This window comes from Aliiroseovarius sp. S1339 (genome assembly GCF_023195695.1).
Classification (GTDB): Bacteria; Pseudomonadota; Alphaproteobacteria; order Rhodobacterales; family Rhodobacteraceae; genus Aliiroseovarius.
In genome coordinates this window covers 112211-132979 of the sequence record NZ_JALPQG010000007.1, presented here as the reverse complement: position 1 = coordinate 132979, position 20769 = coordinate 112211, and the positions used below count along the sequence as shown (strand labels likewise).

Here is a 20769-nt window from a genome sequence, read left to right as displayed (position 1 = left end):
TTCTGCAACACGTTATTGAATAGTGTTGAAAACTGAAAGCCGTCATTGAACTGAATAAGACTAACGGCAGCTTCGTCCCGCCAAGCTGACTTTAATAGACACGTTGTTAGCCGCCCTCGACCAACGCCTTCAAATTCGCCAACCCCACTTCATAGTCCTTACCAATCCAGCCATCGAACATCAGGCCCATCCAACGGGCCATTGGGTTCATCCCCAGCTTAGTATCAAATCCCCATGTCACCTGAGTGCCGCCGTCGACCGGCTCCAGATCAATATAGGCGTTGGCAAGGCCTTGGGGGCCGAAATCAAGCGCGGTTTCCACGCGCTCGTTCTCGGTACTTGCGGTGATCACTTGAATGCCATTGCCAACGTCCGGCTGGTCAGACATCCAGCGCAACGTGTTCCCGACACCCTGTTCCGGGCCTTCATAGACCAATTCAACATCCGCATCACGTGACAGCCACGGCGACCAGTCTTGCGTGGCCTGCATCGAATTGACATGGGGGAAAATATCGTCGGCTGGGGCGGCAATCACTGTCGTCCGACTGACCGAAACCTCAGACGGCAGCAGAAAAGCTATCGCAACAAGGACAATTGCGAGAATCGCAAACCCCTTCAGTGCGCCAAAGATCAGTTTCATGTGTAATTTCCTTCGCTCTAATAGGCGAAGTTTAACACGGATCGACCGTCAGCGCGATTTCAACGTCGCGATCATGCGCATCCCGCGGGCGGCCGCCGTCAATGCTGTGCCAAGCACGATGACCCAAAGCGCCACTGCCAAAGTCGCGTGCCCGAAAACGGCTGGCAAGAAGATGGCGACCACCGCCACGACAGTCGCAAGTGCCATGCGGTGTTGTTTCGCCATCGGGCCGGAAAAGTCGGGCTCCAACCCCTGAGCAGCCCCGGCTTCGCGAGTATAGGCCGTCAGCACGGCCATGGTTGCCGCCGCCCAGCCCAGCGCCGGGGCTCCCACCCCCAACCCCATCCCGACAAGGATCAGAATATCGGCATAGCGGTCGGGTGCCTCGTTCCAGAACGGGCCATCGGGTTCGGCGCGGCCACCTTCGACGGCCACCATGCCGTCAAACAGGTTGCACAACAGCCGCCCCTGCACGCCCAGCGCCGCAACGACCAACCACAGGGCGGACACGCCACCGGACAGCCAGAACGCCGCGCCTGCCACGGCTGCGAACAGAATCGAGGCTTGGCTGATCCGGTTCGGCGTCACCTCTTTTTGCGCAAGCCAAGCGGCCATGCGCTGTGCCCACTTACGGTCACGGGTGGTGATGGGGCGACGTTGAGCCATTAGGCCTCACTTTCCGATTAGGCGACGGACCAAAAATAGCGGACCAGATGAAAGAAGATCGGGGCGGAAAACACGACGCTGTCCAGCCGGTCGATGAAACCGCCATGACCCGCAATCAAATGCCCCCAGTCCTTCACCCCCTTGTCGCGTTTGATGGCGGACATCACCAGACCTCCGAAAAAGCCCATCAGGGTGATGACCAGCGCAAGCCCTGCGGCTTCAAGGGGCGAAAATGGTGTCATCCACCACAGCCCTGCCCCCACGGCCGAGGCGCTGGCGATGCCGCCCACAAACCCCTCCCACGTTTTAGAGGGCGATAAGCGCGGCGCGATTTTGTGACGACCGATCATCTTGCCCCATACATATTGCAGCACGTCTGACAGCTGCACCACGACCACAAGGAAGGCGACCAACAGCACGTTTTTGCCTTCGTATCCGGGAATGTTCAGCGATAGCAGCGCAGGCACATGGCTGGCGGCAAAGACGCAGATCATCAGGCCCCACTGTGTTTCCGCCACGCGAGTCAGATATCCGTCAGTGTCGCCTTGGACCGCCACCACGATGGGTAATAATAGAAAAGCATAAACGGGAATGAAGACCGAGAACATCCCATACCAATCCGCCCAGATCAGCGCGTATTGAACAGGTAGGATAATGAAGAAGCTGACGGCCAGCGCCCAATGGTCCGCCCGCCGTTTGGCCGTCAACGTCAGAAACTCGCGCAAACCTGCGAAGCTGAGCAGCGCAAACAAGATCACGACACCCGCCTGCCCGCCCAGCATCGCCAAGGCCAGCAGGACCACCATGCCCCACCACGCATTGATGCGCGCGACAAGGTTTTCGACCACTTCGTTGTCTGGCCCCATACGGGATTTCAAGACCTGACCAATAACGGTCGCGACAACCAGAATGGCAAAGACCCCGCCGATAAGCGTGGTGAATTCAGCGGGCGCGGTCATCGGGCGACCTCCTGTGCCAATGCAGCCAGCGCAGCTTCGGCCCTCGCAAGAAATTTGGCCTTGTCTTCACCTTCGATCACCTCAAGCGGCGCGCCGAATGTGACCGAGCACAAAAGCGGCACGGGGATGATCTTGCCCTTCGGCATGACCGAGGTCAGGTTATCGATCCATGTGGGCACGATCTCAACATCTGGGCGTTTCTGTGCAAGGTGATAAAGCCCCGGTTTGAACGGCAAAAGCGTCTGATCTGTCATATTCCGCGTGCCTTCGGGAAACAGGATCAGACTTGCCCCATCGTCCAAAGCGGTGACCATCTGCACAATCGGGTCTTCGCGTCGCGTTTGCGGGTTTCGGTCAATCAGAACGGAGTTGAACACCTCGCGCCCGATAAAGGTTTTCAGCTTCCCGGTCAGCCAGTAATCCGCCGCCGCCACCGGGCGGGTGCGCGCCCGAAGGGCGGGTGGCAGCACTGTCCAGATCAGAACGAAATCACCATTTGAGGTATGGTTGGCGAAATAGACCCGCTGGCGCGGCACAGGCTCAACGCCCTGCCACACACCGCGAACGGCGGTCACCACGCGAGCAAACAGCGCAATCGCGGTTCCGACCAATTGCGAAAGGATCGTGTGAAACAACCGCCGACCCTTTACTTAGACGGGCAGGAATGAATCGGTCTTGGCGTCGTAAAATTCCAGACCACCTTCGCCAATATCGTTCCACAGCCCATGAAGGGACAGCTTTTCAGCCTCAACCGCATCGCGCACGAAGGGGAAGGTCATCAGGTTGTCCATCGACACTTTGACGGCCTCTTTTTCCAGCATGGCGTCGTCAATCTCGGCATCATTGCCGCCCAGCCGTTCATAGCCGGGGCGCAGAATGTCCATCCAGCGGCCAATGAACGAGGTTTTTTCGGCCAGTTCAGGCGCGCGTCCGTGGCACATATCGTGAAACCCCTTCACGCCGCCGCAAGTTGAATGACCCAGAACGATCAGATGCGCGACTTTCAGCGCCTTCACAGCATACTCAACTGCCGCCGATGTCCCGTGATAATCACCATCTGGCGCATATGGCGGCACAAGATTCGCGATGTTTCGGTGCAAAAAAAACTCGCCCTGATCGGCACCAAAAATGGCGGTCACATGGATGCGCGAATCACAGCAAGAAATCACCATCGCGCGCGGATGCTGGCCATCTTCGGCCAAACGGCGATACCATGCTTTGTTTTCCGCATATCCCGTGGCTTTCCAGCCCTGATAGCGTTGTGCAAGGTAAGTTGGCAGCGGTTGCGCTCGTTCCATAAGATCCTCCGGTTCAAGTTCCTTGTGTGTATGCTGCAATCGTATGAAATTCGAGGTAATTTTGCATTATCGGTATACGATTTCTTGAGGCCGTTACGTCACAATCTCCCTCGTGAGGGAAAATTACTGAGGGTGTGCCGGTGTCGATCATTGTAAATTTGAACGTTAGGGAATCCGTGCGACTGGATCGCGCGCAATTGGAACGGCTATATGCTCAGCTTGGGCCAGCCCACGCTGATAAAGAGGTTAATCAGACGCTTGAAGAATTGGCGATCGGGTTGGCGAGCGTGCAAAAAGCTCAGCGGCTTGGTCAGACCGACGCCGTGCGCGACGGCGTACGCGACTTGATCGCAATCGCCAATAAGGTCGGCATGACCACTCTTGGACGGGTTGCGCGCGACGTGCTTGACCTTTCACAAGGCTCTGACTTTGCGGGGTTCAACGCCACGCTGGCCCGGTTGGGGCGCATTGGCGAGCGCAGCCTGATTGCCGTTTGGGATATTCAGGACATGTCGATCTAGGCGAAAGGTGGCCGCTGTTCCCCTTGGCCTTGCAGTGGCGCACGGTGGCGTTAAGCTGTGCCAAACTTCAATGAGCCGAGGCCCAGATGACCCTGACTTTCGCCCCCGACACGCCCGACGCCATCCCCCTGATCTTAATTGAAAAAGGGGACGAGGTCGTCTTGGACGCGTTGCCCGAACCGGCCCGCGTTTGGGCCAAAGCAAACGGTTTCCAAGGCACGTTGGGCGAGGTTCTGGTGATCCCGGACGAGGACGGCGTGCCCGCCCTGGCGTTGGTCGGCAACGGCGACGCCGCCGCGCGCGCACGTGGACGGTTTGGCATAGCGGCAGCGCGCGCCAAGCTGCCAAACGGCACTTATCGGCTGCAACATGCGCTGGAACCTGCCGCGCTGGAAGAAGCCGCGCTTGGGTGGTTGCTGGAAGGCTATCGCTTCGACCGATACGCCAGCCAGAACGTGCCGCAAGCCATGATCGTCGCGCCCGATGGTATCGATGCAGCCAGGCTAGAAGCGATTGCCGCAGGCGAGGCGCTAACCCGCGACCTGATCAACACCCCGACCGAGGATATGGGCCCTGACGAACTGGAAGCGGCGATCCAAACCCTGGCTAAGGATCATGGCGCAACTGTCAGCGTGACGAAGGGTGATGCCCTATTGGATGACAACCTACCGATGATCCATGCGGTCGGCCGTGCGGCGGATCGCGCGCCTCGGCTGATCGACATGCGCTGGGGCGATGCTGGACCGACACTGACGCTGGTTGGCAAAGGCGTGTGCTTTGACACCGGTGGGTTGAACCTGAAAACCGGCGCTTCGATGGGGTTGATGAAGAAAGATATGGGCGGGGCGGCCACCGTGCTTGGTCTTGCAAAGATGATCATGGCGCTTGGCGTGAAAATGCAGCTTCGCGTGCTGATCCCGGCGGTCGAAAACGCCGTCGCTGGCAACGCCTTTCGGCCCAGTGACATCCTGACTTCGCGCAAAGGCCTGACGGTCGAGGTCAACAACACGGATGCAGAAGGCCGACTGGTGCTGGCCGACGCGCTGGCGCTGGCAGATGAAGAAACACCGGACCTGATGATCTCGATGGCGACTCTGACCGGGGCTGCGCGGGTCGCAGTTGGCCCCGACTTGTCGCCGTTCTATGCGACAAAAAGCGAGGATGCGGATGCTCTGCGCAGGGGGGCTGAGGCCGCCGCTGACCCGGTCTGGGAACTGCCGCTTTGGACACCTTATGAAAGCATGATTGAACCGGGCATCGCCGATCTGGACAACGCACCAAAAGGCGGCTTTGCAGGCTCAATCACAGCGGCGCTGTTTCTAAACCGCTTTGTAACCGACACCCCGCGCTATATGCATTTCGACATCTATGGCTGGAACCCGACGCCCGCCCCTGCCCGCCCGAAAGGCGGCGTTGGCATGGGCGCACGCGCGTTGCTGGCCGCCCTGCCAGAAATGTTGGACCTGTGATGGACGCCCGCCTAACCCCCGCAAACGATCACGTCGCGCACCAAAGCCTGCGCGGGATTGTCGATGCCCCGGCCTATACCGACGGCACGTGGCGCCGCGCGGGCGTTGGCGTCGCAGATATCCTGCGCGCACCCAATGGCGCGCGTAACAGGCAGGCTTTGTTCGGCGAGCGCGTTTTGCAATTGGACGACCGCGACGGGTTTGCTTTCGTTCAGGCCGAACGGGACGGATATGTCGGTTATATGTCCTCGTCTTGTCTGACCGATGACGGTTCAACGACACATTGGGTCAGCAATCTTGGATCGCATCTCTACCCGGAACCCGACTTCAAGCAGCGGGCAATCGACACGTTGTCATTTGGCGCGCGCGTCACTGTTGTTGGGGCTTCTGGTCGTTTTGCCGAAACCGACGCGGGTCTTTTCCTGCCCAAGGCGCATCTAAGTTCAACCGATGAAAAGCGCCCCGATATCGTTGCCACCGCCGAGCTGTTCTTGGGTACACCCTATCTGTGGGGCGGCAATTCGCGTGACGGGATAGATTGTTCCGGCCTCGTGCAGGCCGCGCTGCTGGCGGCCGGGCATGACTGCCCCGGTGACAGTGACATGCAAGAGGCGCTTGGCACTGCAATCGCCAAGGACGCTCCCCTTCAACGTAGCGATCTTCTGTTTTGGAAAGGGCATGTGGCGATTGTTGTGGACGGCACGCAGATGATCCATGCCAACGCCTATCACATGGCGGTCGCGTATGAGGATATCCAAGAAGGTATCGCGCGCATCGAAGCACAAGGCGACGGGCCGGTCACAGCCCGGCGCAGGCTGTAGCGCCTATTCGACTGCGCGAATGAGCTTACGTTCCAGCACCCGCAGCACCGCGCACAGGTCGCCCCCACGTTTCAAAATGCGCCCATCCATCCCGATCACCGCATATTGTCCTTGCCGGTTGCGCAGCTTGGGGCGTTTCTCAATCCGGTAAAGGGGTGTTTCCGCAGTGCGCCGAAAAACGGAAAAAATGGCGACGTCTCGCAGGAAGCTCATCCCATAATCGCGCCATTCGCCTGCAGCGACCATTCGGCCATAAAGGCCCATGATAGCCCCAAGCTCCATACGGTTGAAGGCAACTTGATCGGGCGGCCGGCCTTGCCCGGGAAAGGGCGTCAGGTTTTGCATGGTCATAGCTTCAGACTGCCGATCAATGGTTAAGAAATCAATCCCTGCCTAGATTTAGCCGCGCTTTGGGGCGGAAGTTAACACAAGTCTTCCCTTTTGACGCCGCGTTAACCGGGCATATCTGAAGCTGTAGAGAGAGCGAAAGCTCAACCCGGTGTCGCAGTAACAGCCCCCACCCAGTTTGCGGCACCGGGTCTACATCGGGGGTTTTTCCGTTTTCAGCAGATGATCCGGCACCAGTATTTTGGCGTCTAGATGCCGCGTCGGGCGCATTCCTACAACACTATTGACCGAACGGTCGGTTTTGTGCATCCTCATCAAAACATGTTGGGGGGAAGATGACGCCACAAGACCGTGCAGAACGCGCCGCAAAGATGATGTGGGACGACGATCCGGCCTCGCAGGGGTTGGGCATGTCTTTGGATGCAATCGGACCCGGTCACGCTGTGATCTCGATGGCTGTGCGCGATGACATGGCAAACGGGCATGGCATTTGTCACGGCGGGTTCATCTTCACGCTGGCCGACAGCGCCTTCGCCTTTGCCTGCAACAGCTACAACCACCGCGTGGTCGCGCAGCACAACTCAATCACTTATTTGGCGCCGGGCAAGCTGGGCGAATTGCTGATCGCAACAGCCCGCGAGACAAGTCGGAGCGGCCGATCGGGCATCTATGACGTGACCGTCACCGGCGAAGACAGGCGCGAGGTTGCCATTTTCCGCGGCCATTCGCGACAGATATCCGGCACACATTTCGACGAAGTCGACTGAAAAAGGCGGGGAACGACCCGCCGGAGGAGAGATATGGAAGACCTGACCCCCCGCAAGGCAGACCTTGACCCAATCGAAATTGCATCGCGCGACGAAATTGCCGCCCTTCAGCTTAAGCGCATGAAATGGTCACTGAAACACGCCTATGACAACGTGCCGTTCTATCGCAAAAGCTTTGACGACACGGGCGTGCACCCAGACGACCTGAAATCGCTTTCGGATCTGGCGAAATTCCCCTTCACGGTGAAGCAAGACCTGCGCGACAACTATCCGTTCGGCCTGTTTGCCGTCCCGCGCGGTGAAATCGCGCGCGTTCACGCAAGTTCGGGCACGACGGGGCAGCCGACGGTGGTTGGCTATACGAAAAACGACTTGGAAATGTGGTCCACGGTTGTGGCGCGCTGTATGCGGGCGTCGGGTCTGCGCCCCGGTGACGTGCTGCACAACGCCTATGGCTATGGCCTGTTCACCGGTGGTCTGGGCGTGCATGGCGGGGCCGAGGCGTTGGGATTGACCGTGGTGCCGGTGTCCGGCGGCATGACGCAACGCCAGGTGCGCCTGATCGAAGACTTCCGCGCCGATGGCATCACAGTTACCCCGTCCTACGCGTTGTCCATTCTGGACGAATACGCCAAGCAGGGGCTTGATCCGCGTAAAAGCCCGCTGAAAGTCGGCATCTTCGGCGCCGAGCCATGGACCAACAACATGCGCCGCGAGATTGAGGACGCCTTCGACATGCACGCGGTCGACATCTATGGTCTGTCCGAGGTGATCGGGCCGGGCGTCGCCAACGAATGCGTTGAAACCAAGGATGGACTGCACATCTGGGAAGACCACTTCTATCCCGAGATCATCAACCCCGACACCGGCGAGGTGGTCGAGGACGGCGAATTGGGCGAGCTGGTGTTCACCTCGCTGACCAAGGAAGGGTTCCCGATCATCCGTTATCGCACCCGTGACTTGACCCGCCTTCTGCCCGGCACTGCCCGGTCGATGCGCCGGATGGAAAAGATCACCGGACGTTCGGACGACATGATCATCCTGCGCGGCGTGAACGTCTTCCCGACCCAGATTGAAGAGCAGTTGATGGACGTCCCGGCCCTGGGCCCACATTTCCAGATCGAACTGAACCGCCCGGGCCGCATGGACGAAATGCATGTCCACGTAGAAATGGCCGAGGGATTGTCGCAAGACGGCGCTGAAGCTGCCGCCCGCACCTTGTCGGCAAAGATCAAGTCCAATGTCGGCGTCAGTGCCAAGGTGCACGTTGCAGCAGGCGGTAAGGTTGCGCGCAGCGAAGGGAAAGCGGTAAGGGTCGTGGACAACCGCCCGAAGGAGTGAACGATGCCGCGAGGAATTGCCCGCGACCATGAGGAAAAGCGCGCCGCCATCCGCAAAGGGGCGGCGGCCTATTTCGCCGAACATGGCTTCGACCGCGCCTCGATGACAGCAGCGGCGAAGCATTGCGGCGTATCAAAGGCGCTGATCTATCATTACTATGACAGCAAAGAAGCGCTGCTTTTCGACATTCTTGACACGCACCTGTCCGGACTGGTGGCCGAGGTTGAAGCCGCACCTGAAACCGATGGGCTGCGCGGTCTTGTCCGGGCAATTCTTCAAGCCTATCGGGGCGCGGATGCAGAACATAAATTGCAGCTGGATAGCCTTGGCGTGTTGGACCCCAATCAGCAAGCGCCCTTGATCGAACTACAACGCCGTATGGTCGACATGATGGGTGCTGCACTTCGCGAAGAAGCCCCCGACGCCTTCACCGGCAGCCGCAACCTGCGTGCCGTCACGATGTCGGTTTTTGGTATTCTGAATTGGTATTACATGTGGAACCAACCCGGCAAGGGGCTGGAGCGTGAAGAATATGCCGACCTCGTGACCGACATGCTTCTGGGCGGCATCCACGCCTTGTAAGACGTTCAAGGCTCATGCTTCCCGCCGATCACAATCCTTTCATTTTCCTTTTGAATTCCTGTGCGTAACATCACTGAAATTTTGTGTCTTTGAAAGGATCACCCATGAATTTCGTCAAAACAACTTTGCTTGCGATGGCTTTCAGCGCACCGCTGGCGGCGCCCCTTCTGGCTCATGAAGATGCTAAAAACCCGGTTGTGATCGAACGCATGAAAACCATGAAGGCGATTGGCGACGGGATGAAGACGCTGTCCGAAATGTCGAAAGGCGAAGCGCCTTTTGATGCCGCGATTGCCGATGCATCCGTCGCGATCATGGCCGAGAAAGGTGTTTTGATACCTGCAAAATTTGAGGCGAACGAAACCGACCCGGCAACCGAAGCGCTACCCGCGATTTGGGAGAATTTCGAAGATTTCGTGAAGAAATCCGAAGATATGGTTATGATCGCCAGCAGTATGGGTCCGATAGGCGACGAGGCTGCACTGGGCGCGGCACTGGGGCAAATCGGCGGCACCTGCAAGGCTTGCCACCGCGACTATCGCAAGTAAGATCGGTCAGATTAGAAGCTGGAGGCGGTGCGTCGCGAACGCGCCGCCCTTTTTGCATCTTGTCGCTTAGGCGCACCAGACGCGGTCAATGATCCCATCTGCGTCAATCGAGATGTTCAGCCTGCCAGGACGATAGTCTTGCGTCAAAGCCATGTCGGGTTTCACCACACGCGTGGCACTGGGCAGATCGACCTCGCGCAAAATTGCGGCGTCTTGACCGACCAACCCGCGAAACCGGTCCTGACCACAGCTGGGGGCAAATGTGTCTGGCGCGGGTAAAGGTTGCTTTCCCGCCTGACAGGCGGTCAAGGCAGCAACGACGGGAAGGATCATATAAAACTTCATGGCTCTATTTGCGCTGCAATGTCGCGACATGGCAAGGGTCGGTCGATCCAAGGTTGAAACGCCCTCGTTTTTCCCGCACCCTACATCCATCATTGAACAGGAGAAACACCATGCGCACCCGTGCTGCAGTCGCCGTCGAAGCTGGTAAGCCACTTGAGATCATGGAGGTGAACCTGGAAGGCCCAAAAGCGGGCGAGGTTCTGGTCGAAATCAAGGCCACCGGACTTTGTCACACTGATCTGTTCACCCTGTCGGGCGCAGACCCAGAAGGGCTGTTCCCCGCGATCCTGGGTCACGAAGGCGCGGGCGTGGTGGTCGAGGTCGGACCGGGTGTCACTACGCTTGAGGTCGGCGATCACGTGATCCCCCTTTACACACCGGAATGTCGCGAATGCGAGTATTGTTTGAACCCGAAGACGAACTTATGCCAATCGATCCGCACGACGCAAGGCCAAGGGCTGATGCCCGATGGGACCAGCCGCTTCTCGATGCTGGATGGCACGCCGATCCTGCACTATATGGGCTGTTCGACCTTCGCCAATCACACCGTCGTGCCAGAAATCGCTTTGGCGAAAGTGCGCAAGGACGCGCCGTTTGACAAAATCTGCTATATCGGCTGCGGCGTGACCACCGGCATCGGCGCGGTGATCAACACGGCCAAGGTTGAAATCGGGTCGACAGCCATCGTCTTTGGTCTGGGCGGTATTGGCCTGAACGTACTGCAAGGCCTGCGTATGGCCGGGGCGGATCAGATCGTCGGTGTGGACCTAAACGATTCCAAAGTCGACATGGCAACCCGGTTTGGCATGACCCATTTCGTGAACCCCTCGAAAGTCGAAGGTGATTTGGTCGCGCATTTGGTCGAGGTAACCGGCGGCGGCGCGGATTACACATTCGACGCCACTGGCAATGTCGGCGTCATGCGCACGGCGTTGGAAAGCGCGCATAAGGGTTGGGGCGAAAGCATCGTCATCGGCGTCGCACCTGCAGGTGCCGAAATCTCGACCCGTCCCTTCCAACTGGTCACCGGCCGGGTCTGGCGCGGCACGGCCTTTGGCGGCGCACGCGGCCGCACCGACGTGCCGCAAATCGTCGACTGGTACATGGACGGCAAGATCGAAATTGACCCGATGATCACCCACACGATGGGCTTGGAAGACATCAACAAAGGCTTCGATTTGATGCATGCGGGTGAAAGCATCCGCGGCGTGGTCCTTTACTGAGTCATTTCGAAACAGAACAGACCTCAGGGCGGGCCGCGCTTTGCGGACCCGCCTCGCGTCGATTTGCAGGCTTGTGTCCGCGCCGGAAATCACTAGATTAGAACCGTTCTAATTCAGGAGCTTTTTCATGCTTTCCGGCACCCTTAATCGTCGTCGTTTCTCGGACCTGTCCGAGCAGGAAATCCTCGCCCTCGCCATCTCAAACGAGGAAGACGATGCGCGTATCTATCGCCAGTATGCCGAATACCTGCGCGCCGATTTCCCCGCATCGGCAAAGGTTTTTGACGGCATGGCCGAAGAAGAGGACGAACATCGCCGTATCCTGATTGACGCCCACAAAGCGCGCTTTGGCGACATGATCCCGCTGATCCGGCGCGAACATGTGGCCGGGTTCTATGCCCGTCGCCCGGTTTGGCTGGTGGAAAACCTAGGGCTTGAAACCATTCGCGGCGAAGCTCGCGAGATGGAGCGGCAAGCAGAGCAGTTTTATCGCAAAGCCGCTGACCGGACGAGCGATGCCAATACGCGGAAGTTGCTGGGCGATCTGGCCGCAGCCGAAGCGGATCATGGCAACATCGCAGGCCAGTTGGAAGCTGATCATCTAGGCGGCGAGGCCCGGTCGGAAGAAGACGCCGACGCGCACCGCCAGTTTGTTCTGACATGGGTGCAGCCGGGGCTGGCTGGTCTGATGGATGGCTCGGTCTCGACCCTTGCCCCGATCTTTGCCACCGCCTTCGCCACCCATGACACACACACAACATTCCTTGTCGGCCTTGCCGCCAGCGTCGGAGCGGGTATCTCGATGGGTTTCACCGAAGCGGCGTCAGATGACGGAGAGCTTTCTGGCCGCGGCAGCCCGGTCAAGCGCGGTTTTGCGTCAGGCATCATGACAACACTGGGCGGGTTGGGGCACGCTTTGCCGTACCTCATCACAGATTTCTGGACCGCAACCACCATCGCGCTTCTTGTTGTTTTCGTCGAACTTTGGGCAATTGTGTGGATCCAGAACCGGTTTATGCAAACGCCCTTCTGGCGGGCCACACTGCAAGTCGTTGTGGGCGGTGCATTGGTCTTTGCAGCTGGGGTGATTATCGGGGGCGGTTAACGCCTTTTCTCGCTCATAGTGTCCTGGCAATAGCAGCCACCCCGAGAACAATCGACACTCAATCCGATGCGTGGCGCGCCCGCATCTCGCCAACCGCCATCCCCCATGCTAGGGCTGCAACATGATCGACGTTTTGCTGCAAACCCTGCCCTTCTTCGCGCTCATCGGACTGGGCTTCGGCGCCGCCGCACGTGGCTTTTTCCCGCCAGAGGCTACCGCCTACCTGACCCGCTTTGTGTTCTACTTTGCGCTGTCGGCGATGCTGTTTCGTTTTTCGGCCAATCTTGGTCTGGCGGAGGTCCTCAGTTGGCCCTTCATCTGGGCCTATGCTCTCGGTGCAGGGGCGGTCTACTTGTTGGCCACCGCTGTCGCCCTTTTCCGCAAACGGGGGATCGAGGAAGCCGCAGTCGAGGCTCAGTGCGCTGTGGTCGGCAATGTCGGCTTTCTCGGCGTCCCGATGCTTGCACTGTTGATGGGGGAAGCGGCTATTGGCCCGGTAATGCTGGTTCTTGCGGTCGACCTGTTCCTGTTTAGCAGCCTCATCGTGATCCTGATCACAGGCTCGCGTGATGGCCGCGTCAGCCCGGTTGTGTTGCGCACCGTGGGCAAAGGCCTGTTTAGCAACCCGATGATTGTGTCTATGGCGCTAGGTTTCGCATGGGCCGCTTCCGGTTGGGACCTTCCCGACCCGGTGAACCGGTTCTTAGACTTGCTTGCGGGCGCTTCGACCCCCGGCGCACTGTTCGCAATCGGTGCCTCCCTTGCCGCCAAATCTGCAGAGAGGGTCAGCGTCGCGGTCTGGCTGTCCTTCGCTAAACTTGTTCTGCATCCGCTGGCCGTTGGCGTATTGGCGTTTTACGTATTCGACGTCGACCGCTTTGCTGCCAGCGTTATGGTGGCAACATCGGCCCTGCCTGTGGCCGGGAATGTCTATATCTTAGCCCAGCACTATGGCGTTGCACCGCAGCGCGTTTCATCTGCGATCCTGATATCGACAAGTGCATCAATTCTGACCTTGTCCGCGATTCTTGCCTGGATGGCCCCATGACTCTTCTGTCCGGTCCTTACCGACTGTTTTTCCCCTTCGCCGCGCTGTTCGCCGGCACCGCCATTCCGATCTGGCTGATCTATCACGCCGGACTGGTCGAACGGATGAACGACCCGCTGCTCTGGCACCAACACGAGATGCTGTGGGGCTATCTGCCCGCTGCGCTGTCAGGGTTTTTATTCACCGCAATCCCCAACTGGACGGGTCGCCCTGCCTTGGGGCCAAAATCGGTGGCTGGGTTGTTTGCCCTGTGGCTGACCGCGCGTATCGCGATGTTTGCCGCGCCCGAAGGCGGGTTGTCTCACACCGTCGCGCTGGCGTTTCTGCCTATTGTGGCCCTTTTGGTACTGCGCGAGTTGATTGCCGCGCGAAACCGTCGCAACTACGTGGTCGCATTGGTCGTGCTTGGCTTGGGATTGGCACAGGCAATATTCCTGATGGCAGATGCTGACCTTGGCCTGACCATGGGCTTCGCGCTCAGCTTTGTTCTGATGGTCCATATCGGCGGTCGCGTGACGCCCGCCTTCAGCCGCAACTGGCTTAAAAAGCGCGGCGAAGACAATCTGCCCGCCCAGTTCGGCCCCGTTGATCAGATCGCCATTGGGCTAAGTGCAGCGGCGGCTGCAAGCTGGATCATTCTCGGCGCCCAGACCGTCACCGGTGCACTTGCCGCGCTGGCCGCCATCGCCCTTGCGCTGCGCCTGTCACGCTGGCGCGGCTTTGCAGTCACAAGCGAGCCGCTTTTGTTCGCACAACACGCAGGCTATGCATGGCTACCCCTATCCATGGCGCTTCTTGCGCTGGTGTCTCTGACAGACTTGGCAAATATTGGGCAGGTTCACCACGCGCTTGGTGTGGGGGCGATCGGAACGATCACCGTTATCGTCATGCTGCGCGCGCTTCTGGGACACTCTGGCCGCCTGATCGAGGGCACCCGCTTTGACCGCGTGTTCCTGAACTTTCTGCATATCGGCGCGGTTCTGCGCGTCACCGCTGATTGGACAAGCGATCCCGCACATTTCTATCACTTGGGCGGCGCGTTCTGGTCTGTTGGGATGATCTGTTTCTTCATCCGAGCTTTCCCCATTGCCTTAGCACCCCGCGTCTAGTTAGCTGTACAGGATTTTTGGAGGGAGATACGGATGGAAACGCTATCGGAAAATGCCTGCTTTGGCGGCATTCAAGGGGTCTACAAGCACGCCTCGACCGCGACAGGTACGGACATGACTTTCGGACTTTTCCTTCCGGTCGAAGCACAGGACGGCCCCGTTCCCGTCCTTTGGTTTCTCGCAGGCCTGACCTGCACCCATGAAAACGCCATGACAAAAGCGGGCGCGCAGAGCTGGGCGGCCGAACAAGGCATTGCGCTGATCTTCCCCGACACCAGCCCGCGCGGCGACGGCGTCGCAGATGACGACGCATTCGATTTGGGGCAAGGGGCCGGCTTCTACGTGAACGCGACCAAAGATCCATGGGCACCACATTTTCAGATGTGGGACTACGTGACCGAGGATTTGCCCGGTTTGGTGTTTGAGAAATTCGCACTGGACCCGGAGCGGCAGGGGATTACCGGGCATTCGATGGGCGGGCACGGTGCGCTGACAATTGCGATGACCTTGCCTGAACAGTTCCGATCCGTGTCGGCATTTTCACCCATCTGCAACCCGACCGCCTCCGATTGGGGCCGCAAACAGTTCGCGGCTTATCTGGGCGACGAAGACAATGCCGATTGGCTCGCCCATGACACCAGCCATCTGATGACACAGCGCGGCTTTGACGGACCGATGTTGATCGACACGGGCACCAAGGACCAGTTCATCGACCTTCTGCGACCCGAGGCATTGTCCCACGCCATCGCCAGCCGCCGTCAGCAAGCCACGTTCCGTATGCAGCCGGGCTATGACCACAGCTATTTCTTTGTGTCGACCTTCATGGAAGACCACGTAGCCTTCCACGCCGAAGCGCTTTGGGCCTAGGTCAAAATGGTCGTCTATGTTGATGCAGACGCCTGCCCGGTGAAGGCCGAAGCCGAAGCGGTCGCTACCCGTCACAAGACGAAAGTGCTGTTTGTATCCAACGGCGGCCTGCGCCCGTCGCAAAACCCATTGGTCGAGATGATCTATGTCCCCGACGGTCCTGACGTGGCCGATATGTGGATTGCAGATCGTGCGGGGCCGACAGATGTTGTGGTAACAGGGGATATCCCGCTGGCCGCCAAATGCGTCGGGGCTGGCGCGCAGGTTCTGCGCCACAGCGGCGAGCCTTTCACCGAAAGCAACGTGCGCGAACAACTTGCCATGCGCGATCTCATGACCGACCTGCGCGCCGCGGATCCTTTTCGACAAGGCGGCGGGCGGGCGTTCTCAAAATCCGACAGGGCGCGGTTTCGTGAAGCGCTGGACATGGCATTGCGCCGGGTCGCCTCTTCTTAGCACCAAACCAACGGCGATCGTTGACGGTGCAACGCGGGGCATTTTTTGGCAGTTTTCCCCTTAGCTGGCGAAAGAAGGCGTGCTTCTGTTGGTACACCGAAGAACGGGTTGACTTCGAATGGAAATGATTCAATCCGGCAAAATAAGGATAAATCATGGAATTGATTCTTGGGCTGATCTCCGGCGCTGTCGGCGGCAACGTCGCTGGCGGCCTTTTGAAAAACCTGAACCAAGGCACTCTGATCAACTCGATCGCCGGTATCGCAGGTGGCGGCCTTGGTGGCACCATCCTGTCGATGCTGGGGGCGGGTGGCGTTGCCAATGCCGCCGGAGGTCTGGATATCGGGTCAATCCTTGCGCAGATGGCAACAGGTGGTGTCGGTGGCGGCGTGCTTTTGGCCATCGTCGGTGTGATCCGCAACATGATCGCGAAATAAGACAAAAAGCATTTTTAGGACGCGTTACAAGGGAGGGCTTCGGCCTTCCCTTTTTCCTTTCACATTGAGCATGTTTGCGCGCCCAGTCTTGCGTATCGACGCCTCGCGCACTAGTCAGATAATGCAAACTGACCGGAGGGAAAGTCATGCCGCATAGCGACCCGAAAACGCTGGTCTCGACCGACTGGCTTGCCAAGCATCTGAATGATCCAGACCTGCGCATACTCGATGCCAGCTGGTATTTGCCCGATATGGGCCGCGATCCGCGCGCCGAATACCATGCCGCGCATGTTCCCGGTGCTCGGTATTTCGACATCGACGAAATTGCCGACCTGCGCACCGATCTTCCACACATGATGCCTCCGGTTGAGAAGTTCATGTCGCGGGTGCGCGCCATGGGCGTCGGCGATGGCCACCAGATCGTTGTCTATGACGGTATGGGCCTGTATTCTGCCGCGCGCGTCTGGTGGATGTTTCGCCTGATGGGCCACAAGGATATTGCAGTGTTGGATGGCGGTCTGCCCAAATGGCAAGCCGAAGGTCATCCGATCGAAGACATGCCCCCGGTCGTGCGCGACCGCCACATGACCGTGGTTCGCCAGGCACATATGGTAAAAGATGTGACGCAAGTCGCTGCAGCCTCGAAACTGGGCGATTACGAAATTGTGGACGCGCGTCCCGCTGATCGGTTCCGCGGTGACGCGCCCGAGCCGCGCGAAGGGTTGCGGTCTGGCCACATCCCGAATTCGAAAAACGTGCCCTACAGCGACCTGCTGAACGAGGACGGCACGTTAAAGTCCCCTGACGAGGCACGCAGGGTTTTCGAGACCGCTGGCGTGCGTCTTGAAAAACCCGCGATCCTAAGCTGCGGGTCGGGCGTCACCGCCTCGATCCTTGCGCTGGCACTGGAACGCATGGGCCATGATCGCCACGCCGTTTACGACGGAAGCTGGGCAGAATGGGGCATGTACAACGACCTGAATGTCGGAACCGGAGAATAGACCATGTTCAAGAATCTGAACGCCCAACCGACCGACAAGATCATGGCGCTGATGCAGCAATACCGCGAAGATCCGCGCGAAGGGAAGATCGACCTTGGCGTCGGTGTTTACAAGAACGCGCAGGGCGTGACGCCCGTAATGCGGGCTGTCAAAGCCGCCGAGAAAGTGTTGTGGGATATCGAAAGCACCAAATCCTATACCGCGCTGGCTGGCGATCCTGCCTATGGCCGTGCGCTGTCCGGTCTGGTGTTGGGCGATAGCGTCGATGCTGACCGCCTGTCGATGGCCGCACAGCCCGGCGGCACTGGCGCGATCCACCAAGCGGTCGAGTTGATCAAGATGGCGTCGCCCGATGCCACGATCTGGCTGTCCGCGCCCACATGGCCCAACCACCCTTCGATCATCAAGCATCTCGGTATGAAAATGGCCGAGTATCGCTATTTCGACAATGAAAGCCGCGCGGTCGATTTTGACGGGATGATGGAGGACCTGAAGGCCATCAAGGCAGGCGACGCTGTTCTGCTGCACGGCTGTTGCCACAACCCAACCGGTGCGAACCTGATCTTGCCCCAGTGGAAAGAGGTCGCCGCATTGATCGTTGAAAAGGGTGCGACGCCCCTGATCGACATCGCCTATCAGGGATTTGGTGACGGGCTGGAAGAAGACGCCGCCGGTGTCCGCCTGATCGCGCAGACAGTGCCCGAGGCTATGATCGCGGCCAGCTGCTCGAAAAACTTCGGCATCTACCGCGAGCGTACCGGGCTTTTGACCTGCATCTCGGAAAATGCCGAACAGGCTGGCATCACCCAGCAGAACCTGACCCACCTGAACCGCCAGAATTTCAGCTTCCCGCCCGATCACGGTGCACGCCTTGTCACCATGATCCTTGAGGATGAGGGGCTGAAAGCCGAGTGGATGACTGAACTAGAGGACGTTCGCAAAGGCATGTTGTCCCTGCGTGAGGCGTTGGCAGGAGAGCTACGCGCCCGCACAGGCTCGGACCGCTTCGGCTTCATCGCCGATCACCGCGGCATGTTCTCGCGCCTTGGCGCCACGCCCGAACAGGTCGAGGCCCTGCGTGTTGATCATGGCATCTATATGGTGGGCGACTCGCGGATGAACATTGCTGGGTTGAATGAAGAGACCGTGCCCCTGCTGGCAGAGGCGATTGTGAAGGTTGGGGTTTAGGCCCCAGCCGTTTCTCAGCGGTTCAGCCTTTCGCTATTGACCGCGCCGCCGTCCAGCATACCAAGCGCGAGCCCGGTTCAGCTTGTTGCGATCAGGCTTTGAACGCTTGGTTCTCAACCGCGTGCGTCCAGATTGCACAGACAGGCGATTGGCTCCGAACGGTCGGATTGAAAGCTTGCACCGCTCGATGCCTCCGCGAGGGCGTCCATTTTCTTCGCCAGCTTAATATCCAGATTGCTTAGACCGTCGACATCATGTGTCGCCAAGGTGACATCGACAGTGCGATAGACATTAAGCCATTCCGGGTGATGGTTCCACTTTTCACACCAGATCGCTACGCGGGACATCCAGCCCCACGCCTCTACAAAATTGGGGAAGATATATACTTTCCGGATTGCATCACGGTCCGGGACCGCTCCCCATCCGGCTTCACCCAACGGGATTAGAAGTTCCTGGCGCTCTTCGGGTGTCAAAATATCTGCCATATCTGCGCACCTCCACTCCAAGGAGTATACCTTACCGAGCAGCCGCCGGAAATCCGTATCCGCCCTTGGCCTCAATCCAGTCGTTCAAGAAAGCGTTCGCAGTCAAAACAAAAAGAAAAGGGGACCTTCCAGCCCCCTTTTCCACCCTGTTGGCCTTGGCATTTGCGCGGCCAGCGTGGACCGGGGGTTTGTCCCCCGGCGTTTATTGTCTTACCCGTTGGTGAATTCCGGGTAGGCTTCCATGCCCAGTTCGGCCATGTCGAGGCCATTGACTTCCTCTTCTTCGCTGACCCGCAGGCCTATCGTGGCCTTGATGACCCCGAAGAAGATGAAGCTGACCACGAAGACGAAGATACCGATGGCAAGGAAGCCCATGATCTGGGTGCCGAAGCTGGCATCTGCGTTGGTCCAGGCCACGATGAACGTTCCCCAGAAACCCGCCACAAGGTGCACCGGGATCGCACCAACCACGTCGTCGATCTTCAGCCGATCCAGCAGGGGGACCACGAAGACCACAATCGCACCCCCGATGCCGCCAATGATCAGCGACTGGAACAGTGACGGGGCCAGCGGTTCGGCAGTGATTGACACCAGCCCTGCCAGCGCACCGTTCAAGGTCATCGTCAGGTCGACCTTTTTGAACAAAAGCTGTGTCATCACCATCGCCACGATGGCACCGGACGCGGCCGCCATATTGGTGTTGGCAAAGATCCGCGCCACGTCCGAGATATCCGAGATCGTGCCCATCGCCAGTTGCGAACCGCCATTGAAGCCAAACCAACCCAGCCACAGGATAAACGTGCCAAGCGTTGCAAGTGTCAGGTTGGACCCCGGCATCGGAATTGTGCGGCCGTCTTTGTATTTGCCAAGACGCGGTCCAAGGATCAGGGCGCCAGCCAAAGCGGCAAAGCCACCCGCAGCGTGCACCAGAGTCGAGCCTGCAAAGTCCGAAAAGCCTGCATTCGACAACCAGCCGCCGCCCCACTGCCAGCTTGCCTCAATCGGATAGATGAAGCCGGTCAGCACGACGACGAAGGCAAGGAAGGGCCACAGCTTGATGCGCTCTGCCAAGGTGCCGGACACGATCGAGGCCGTTGTCGCGCAAAACATCAGCTGGAAGAAGAAGTCGGACGCGCCGGAGGCATAGCCTACATCGACAGCTTCAGAAGCAACGCCGACTGGATCAAGCGAAGTGACCGCGAAAAACGGTCCCAGCCAGCCTTCGATCAGCCAGTCAGCGGGATACATAATGCCGTAGCCCGACAGCCAATACATGATCGCCGCGATCGAGAAGAGCGCGATGTTCTTGGTCAGCTGCATGGTTACGTTCTTGGACCGAACCAAACCGGCCTCCAGCATGGCGAAACCAGCGGCCATCCAGAAGACCAGCACACCGCCCAGAAGGAACAGCACAGATGTCAGGATGAATTGCGTGTGGGCGGCGGTTTCACCGCTGGCCTCTTGCGCTATCGCCAAGCCGGGAAGGGTTACCAGCAAGGCCGTTGTAAGTGCAAATTTACGTGTCATTTTCATTCCTTTCGCGCG

Annotated in this window: 24 protein-coding genes and 1 pseudogene; 16 read left to right on the top strand and 9 right to left on the bottom strand. The window is 58.9% G+C overall.

Features of this window, described 5'->3' with window-relative positions:
* Positions 1 to 106: 106 nt before the first annotated feature.
* The 5 genes from MUY35_RS12045 to MUY35_RS12025 are packed head-to-tail and all read right to left on the bottom strand — an operon-like array spanning position 107 to position 3563.
* A complete protein-coding gene (locus tag MUY35_RS12045) occupies positions 107 to 640 on the bottom strand; it encodes an SRPBCC family protein (RefSeq protein ID WP_248368688.1) in 534 nt (177 codons plus the stop codon).
* A 48-nt stretch (positions 641 to 688) separates the two neighbouring features.
* The gene (locus MUY35_RS12040) at positions 689 to 1306 is read right to left on the bottom strand and encodes a CDP-alcohol phosphatidyltransferase family protein (RefSeq protein WP_248368686.1); all 618 of its coding nucleotides are present in this window, start codon (positions 1304 to 1306) and stop codon (positions 689 to 691) included.
* A 17-nt stretch (positions 1307 to 1323) separates the two neighbouring features.
* Positions 1324 to 2265 carry a phosphatidate cytidylyltransferase gene (locus tag MUY35_RS12035; RefSeq protein ID WP_248368684.1) on the bottom strand — a complete coding sequence of 314 codons (942 nt, stop codon included), beginning with the start codon at positions 2263 to 2265 and terminating at the stop codon, positions 1324 to 1326.
* On the bottom strand, positions 2262 to 2900 hold the full coding sequence (locus MUY35_RS12030; protein ID WP_248368682.1) for a lysophospholipid acyltransferase family protein: 639 nt from the start codon (positions 2898 to 2900) through the stop codon (positions 2262 to 2264). Before MUY35_RS12030 ends, MUY35_RS12035 begins: the two co-directional genes overlap by 4 nt.
* A 15-nt stretch (positions 2901 to 2915) precedes the next feature.
* Positions 2916 to 3563 (bottom strand): carbonic anhydrase, encoded by a 648-nt coding sequence (locus MUY35_RS12025; protein ID WP_248368680.1) that lies wholly within the window; start codon positions 3561 to 3563, stop codon positions 2916 to 2918.
* Between the two features lie 140 nt (positions 3564 to 3703).
* On the opposite strand from MUY35_RS12025, the gene MUY35_RS12020 reads away from it, so the two are divergent.
* The 3 genes from MUY35_RS12020 to MUY35_RS12010 all read left to right on the top strand — a co-directional run bounded on the left by MUY35_RS12020 (position 3704) and on the right by MUY35_RS12010 (position 6374).
* Positions 3704 to 4084 (top strand): hypothetical protein, encoded by a 381-nt coding sequence (locus MUY35_RS12020; protein ID WP_248368677.1) that lies wholly within the window; start codon positions 3704 to 3706, stop codon positions 4082 to 4084.
* Positions 4085 to 4170: 86 nt separating this feature from the next.
* Positions 4171 to 5553, top strand: coding sequence for a leucyl aminopeptidase family protein (locus tag MUY35_RS12015; protein WP_248368674.1), 1383 nt, complete (start codon positions 4171 to 4173; stop codon positions 5551 to 5553).
* Positions 5553 to 6374, top strand: coding sequence for a C40 family peptidase (locus MUY35_RS12010; RefSeq protein WP_248368670.1), 822 nt, complete (start codon positions 5553 to 5555; stop codon positions 6372 to 6374). Before MUY35_RS12015 ends, MUY35_RS12010 begins: the two co-directional genes overlap by 1 nt.
* 3 nt (positions 6375 to 6377) lie before the next feature.
* Here MUY35_RS12010 and MUY35_RS12005 read toward each other — a convergent pair whose 3' ends face one another.
* Positions 6378 to 6725, bottom strand: coding sequence for a DUF2794 domain-containing protein (locus tag MUY35_RS12005; RefSeq protein WP_248368667.1), 348 nt, complete (start codon positions 6723 to 6725; stop codon positions 6378 to 6380).
* 332 nt (positions 6726 to 7057) lie between these two features.
* Between MUY35_RS12005 and paaI the strand changes: the two genes are divergently transcribed.
* The 4 genes from paaI (at position 7058) to MUY35_RS11985 (ending at position 9960) form a co-directional block, all read left to right on the top strand.
* The gene (paaI, locus tag MUY35_RS12000) at positions 7058 to 7489 is read left to right on the top strand and encodes a hydroxyphenylacetyl-CoA thioesterase PaaI (RefSeq protein WP_248368664.1); all 432 of its coding nucleotides are present in this window, start codon (positions 7058 to 7060) and stop codon (positions 7487 to 7489) included.
* Positions 7490 to 7522: 33 nt separating this feature from the next.
* Positions 7523 to 8830, top strand: coding sequence for a phenylacetate--CoA ligase PaaK (gene paaK, locus MUY35_RS11995; protein WP_248368661.1), 1308 nt, complete (start codon positions 7523 to 7525; stop codon positions 8828 to 8830).
* 3 nt (positions 8831 to 8833) lie between these two features.
* Positions 8834 to 9412 (top strand): TetR/AcrR family transcriptional regulator, encoded by a 579-nt coding sequence (locus MUY35_RS11990; protein WP_248368657.1) that lies wholly within the window; start codon positions 8834 to 8836, stop codon positions 9410 to 9412.
* 104 nt (positions 9413 to 9516) lie between these two features.
* Entirely contained in the window at positions 9517 to 9960 is a 444-nt protein-coding gene (locus MUY35_RS11985) for a cytochrome c (RefSeq protein WP_248368645.1), read from the top strand.
* 66 nt (positions 9961 to 10026) lie between these two features.
* On the opposite strand, the gene MUY35_RS11980 is transcribed toward MUY35_RS11985, so the two are convergent.
* Positions 10027 to 10305 (bottom strand): I78 family peptidase inhibitor, encoded by a 279-nt coding sequence (locus MUY35_RS11980; protein ID WP_248368643.1) that lies wholly within the window; start codon positions 10303 to 10305, stop codon positions 10027 to 10029.
* Positions 10306 to 10415: 110 nt separating this feature from the next.
* Here MUY35_RS11980 and MUY35_RS11975 point away from each other — a divergent pair, with 110 nt between their 5' ends.
* The 9 genes from MUY35_RS11975 to MUY35_RS11935 all read left to right on the top strand — a co-directional run bounded on the left by MUY35_RS11975 (position 10416) and on the right by MUY35_RS11935 (position 18739).
* A complete protein-coding gene (locus MUY35_RS11975; RefSeq protein WP_248368641.1) occupies positions 10416 to 11528 on the top strand; it encodes an S-(hydroxymethyl)glutathione dehydrogenase/class III alcohol dehydrogenase in 1113 nt (370 codons plus the stop codon).
* Between the two features lie 127 nt (positions 11529 to 11655).
* The gene (mbfA, locus tag MUY35_RS11970; RefSeq protein ID WP_248368639.1) at positions 11656 to 12633 is read left to right on the top strand and encodes an iron exporter MbfA; all 978 of its coding nucleotides are present in this window, start codon (positions 11656 to 11658) and stop codon (positions 12631 to 12633) included.
* A gap of 121 nt (positions 12634 to 12754) precedes the next feature.
* Complete coding sequence (locus MUY35_RS11965) at positions 12755 to 13681, top strand: AEC family transporter (RefSeq protein ID WP_248368637.1); 927 nt, start codon at positions 12755 to 12757, stop codon at positions 13679 to 13681.
* Positions 13678 to 14790, top strand: coding sequence for an NnrS family protein (locus tag MUY35_RS11960; RefSeq protein WP_248368635.1), 1113 nt, complete (start codon positions 13678 to 13680; stop codon positions 14788 to 14790). The genes MUY35_RS11965 and MUY35_RS11960 overlap by 4 nt, the downstream gene beginning before the upstream one ends.
* Before the next feature lie 33 nt (positions 14791 to 14823).
* The gene (gene fghA / locus MUY35_RS11955; protein ID WP_248368633.1) at positions 14824 to 15657 is read left to right on the top strand and encodes an S-formylglutathione hydrolase; all 834 of its coding nucleotides are present in this window, start codon (positions 14824 to 14826) and stop codon (positions 15655 to 15657) included.
* A 6-nt stretch (positions 15658 to 15663) separates the two neighbouring features.
* Entirely contained in the window at positions 15664 to 16113 is a 450-nt protein-coding gene (locus MUY35_RS11950; protein WP_248368631.1) for a YaiI/YqxD family protein, read from the top strand.
* Positions 16114 to 16268: 155 nt separating this feature from the next.
* Complete coding sequence (locus MUY35_RS11945) at positions 16269 to 16550, top strand: hypothetical protein (RefSeq protein WP_248368628.1); 282 nt, start codon at positions 16269 to 16271, stop codon at positions 16548 to 16550.
* 146 nt (positions 16551 to 16696) lie between these two features.
* Positions 16697 to 17551, top strand: a complete 855-nt coding sequence (sseA, locus tag MUY35_RS11940; RefSeq protein ID WP_248368625.1) for a 3-mercaptopyruvate sulfurtransferase — start codon at positions 16697 to 16699, stop codon at positions 17549 to 17551.
* A gap of 3 nt (positions 17552 to 17554) precedes the next feature.
* On the top strand, positions 17555 to 18739 hold the full coding sequence (locus MUY35_RS11935; RefSeq protein WP_248368622.1) for an amino acid aminotransferase: 1185 nt from the start codon (positions 17555 to 17557) through the stop codon (positions 18737 to 18739).
* A 197-nt stretch (positions 18740 to 18936) separates the two neighbouring features.
* Here the strand turns inward: MUY35_RS11935 and MUY35_RS11930 are convergent.
* Both MUY35_RS11930 and amt read right to left on the bottom strand, forming a co-directional pair.
* Positions 18937 to 19224, bottom strand: a pseudogene (locus tag MUY35_RS11930) (4a-hydroxytetrahydrobiopterin dehydratase); the annotation flags it as partial.
* A 210-nt stretch (positions 19225 to 19434) separates the two neighbouring features.
* A complete protein-coding gene (gene amt, locus MUY35_RS11925) occupies positions 19435 to 20757 on the bottom strand; it encodes an ammonium transporter (RefSeq protein ID WP_248368619.1) in 1323 nt (440 codons plus the stop codon).
* Positions 20758 to 20769 lie beyond the last annotated feature (12 nt).

Excerpts from the sequence above, each read along its gene's own strand:
- MUY35_RS11950 (WP_248368631.1), top strand. The coding sequence starts at position 15,664 with ATGGTCGTCTATGTTGATGCAGACGCCTGCCCGGTGAAGGCCGAAGCC.
- paaI (WP_248368664.1), top strand. The coding sequence starts at position 7,058 with ATGACGCCACAAGACCGTGCAGAACGCGCCGCAAAGATGATGTGGGAC.
- MUY35_RS11990 (WP_248368657.1), top strand. The coding sequence starts at position 8,834 with ATGCCGCGAGGAATTGCCCGCGACCATGAGGAAAAGCGCGCCGCCATC.
- MUY35_RS12025 (WP_248368680.1), bottom strand. The coding sequence starts at position 3,563 with ATGGAACGAGCGCAACCGCTGCCAACTTACCTTGCACAACGCTATCAG.
- MUY35_RS11945 (WP_248368628.1), top strand. The coding sequence starts at position 16,269 with ATGGAATTGATTCTTGGGCTGATCTCCGGCGCTGTCGGCGGCAACGTC.
- MUY35_RS11935 (WP_248368622.1), top strand. The coding sequence starts at position 17,555 with ATGTTCAAGAATCTGAACGCCCAACCGACCGACAAGATCATGGCGCTG.
- MUY35_RS11965 (WP_248368637.1), top strand. The coding sequence starts at position 12,755 with ATGATCGACGTTTTGCTGCAAACCCTGCCCTTCTTCGCGCTCATCGGA.
- MUY35_RS12010 (WP_248368670.1), top strand. The coding sequence starts at position 5,553 with ATGGACGCCCGCCTAACCCCCGCAAACGATCACGTCGCGCACCAAAGC.
- MUY35_RS12005 (WP_248368667.1), bottom strand. The coding sequence starts at position 6,725 with ATGACCATGCAAAACCTGACGCCCTTTCCCGGGCAAGGCCGGCCGCCC.
- MUY35_RS11980 (WP_248368643.1), bottom strand. The coding sequence starts at position 10,305 with ATGAAGTTTTATATGATCCTTCCCGTCGTTGCTGCCTTGACCGCCTGT.
- paaK (WP_248368661.1), top strand. The coding sequence starts at position 7,523 with ATGGAAGACCTGACCCCCCGCAAGGCAGACCTTGACCCAATCGAAATT.
- sseA (WP_248368625.1), top strand. The coding sequence starts at position 16,697 with ATGCCGCATAGCGACCCGAAAACGCTGGTCTCGACCGACTGGCTTGCC.
- MUY35_RS12045 (WP_248368688.1), bottom strand. The coding sequence starts at position 640 with ATGAAACTGATCTTTGGCGCACTGAAGGGGTTTGCGATTCTCGCAATT.
- fghA (WP_248368633.1), top strand. The coding sequence starts at position 14,824 with ATGGAAACGCTATCGGAAAATGCCTGCTTTGGCGGCATTCAAGGGGTC.
- MUY35_RS12015 (WP_248368674.1), top strand. The coding sequence starts at position 4,171 with ATGACCCTGACTTTCGCCCCCGACACGCCCGACGCCATCCCCCTGATC.
- mbfA (WP_248368639.1), top strand. The coding sequence starts at position 11,656 with ATGCTTTCCGGCACCCTTAATCGTCGTCGTTTCTCGGACCTGTCCGAG.
- MUY35_RS12040 (WP_248368686.1), bottom strand. The coding sequence starts at position 1,306 with ATGGCTCAACGTCGCCCCATCACCACCCGTGACCGTAAGTGGGCACAG.
- MUY35_RS11960 (WP_248368635.1), top strand. The coding sequence starts at position 13,678 with ATGACTCTTCTGTCCGGTCCTTACCGACTGTTTTTCCCCTTCGCCGCG.
- MUY35_RS11975 (WP_248368641.1), top strand. The coding sequence starts at position 10,416 with ATGCGCACCCGTGCTGCAGTCGCCGTCGAAGCTGGTAAGCCACTTGAG.
- MUY35_RS11985 (WP_248368645.1), top strand. The coding sequence starts at position 9,517 with ATGAATTTCGTCAAAACAACTTTGCTTGCGATGGCTTTCAGCGCACCG.
- MUY35_RS12035 (WP_248368684.1), bottom strand. The coding sequence starts at position 2,265 with ATGACCGCGCCCGCTGAATTCACCACGCTTATCGGCGGGGTCTTTGCC.
- amt (WP_248368619.1), bottom strand. The coding sequence starts at position 20,757 with ATGAAAATGACACGTAAATTTGCACTTACAACGGCCTTGCTGGTAACC.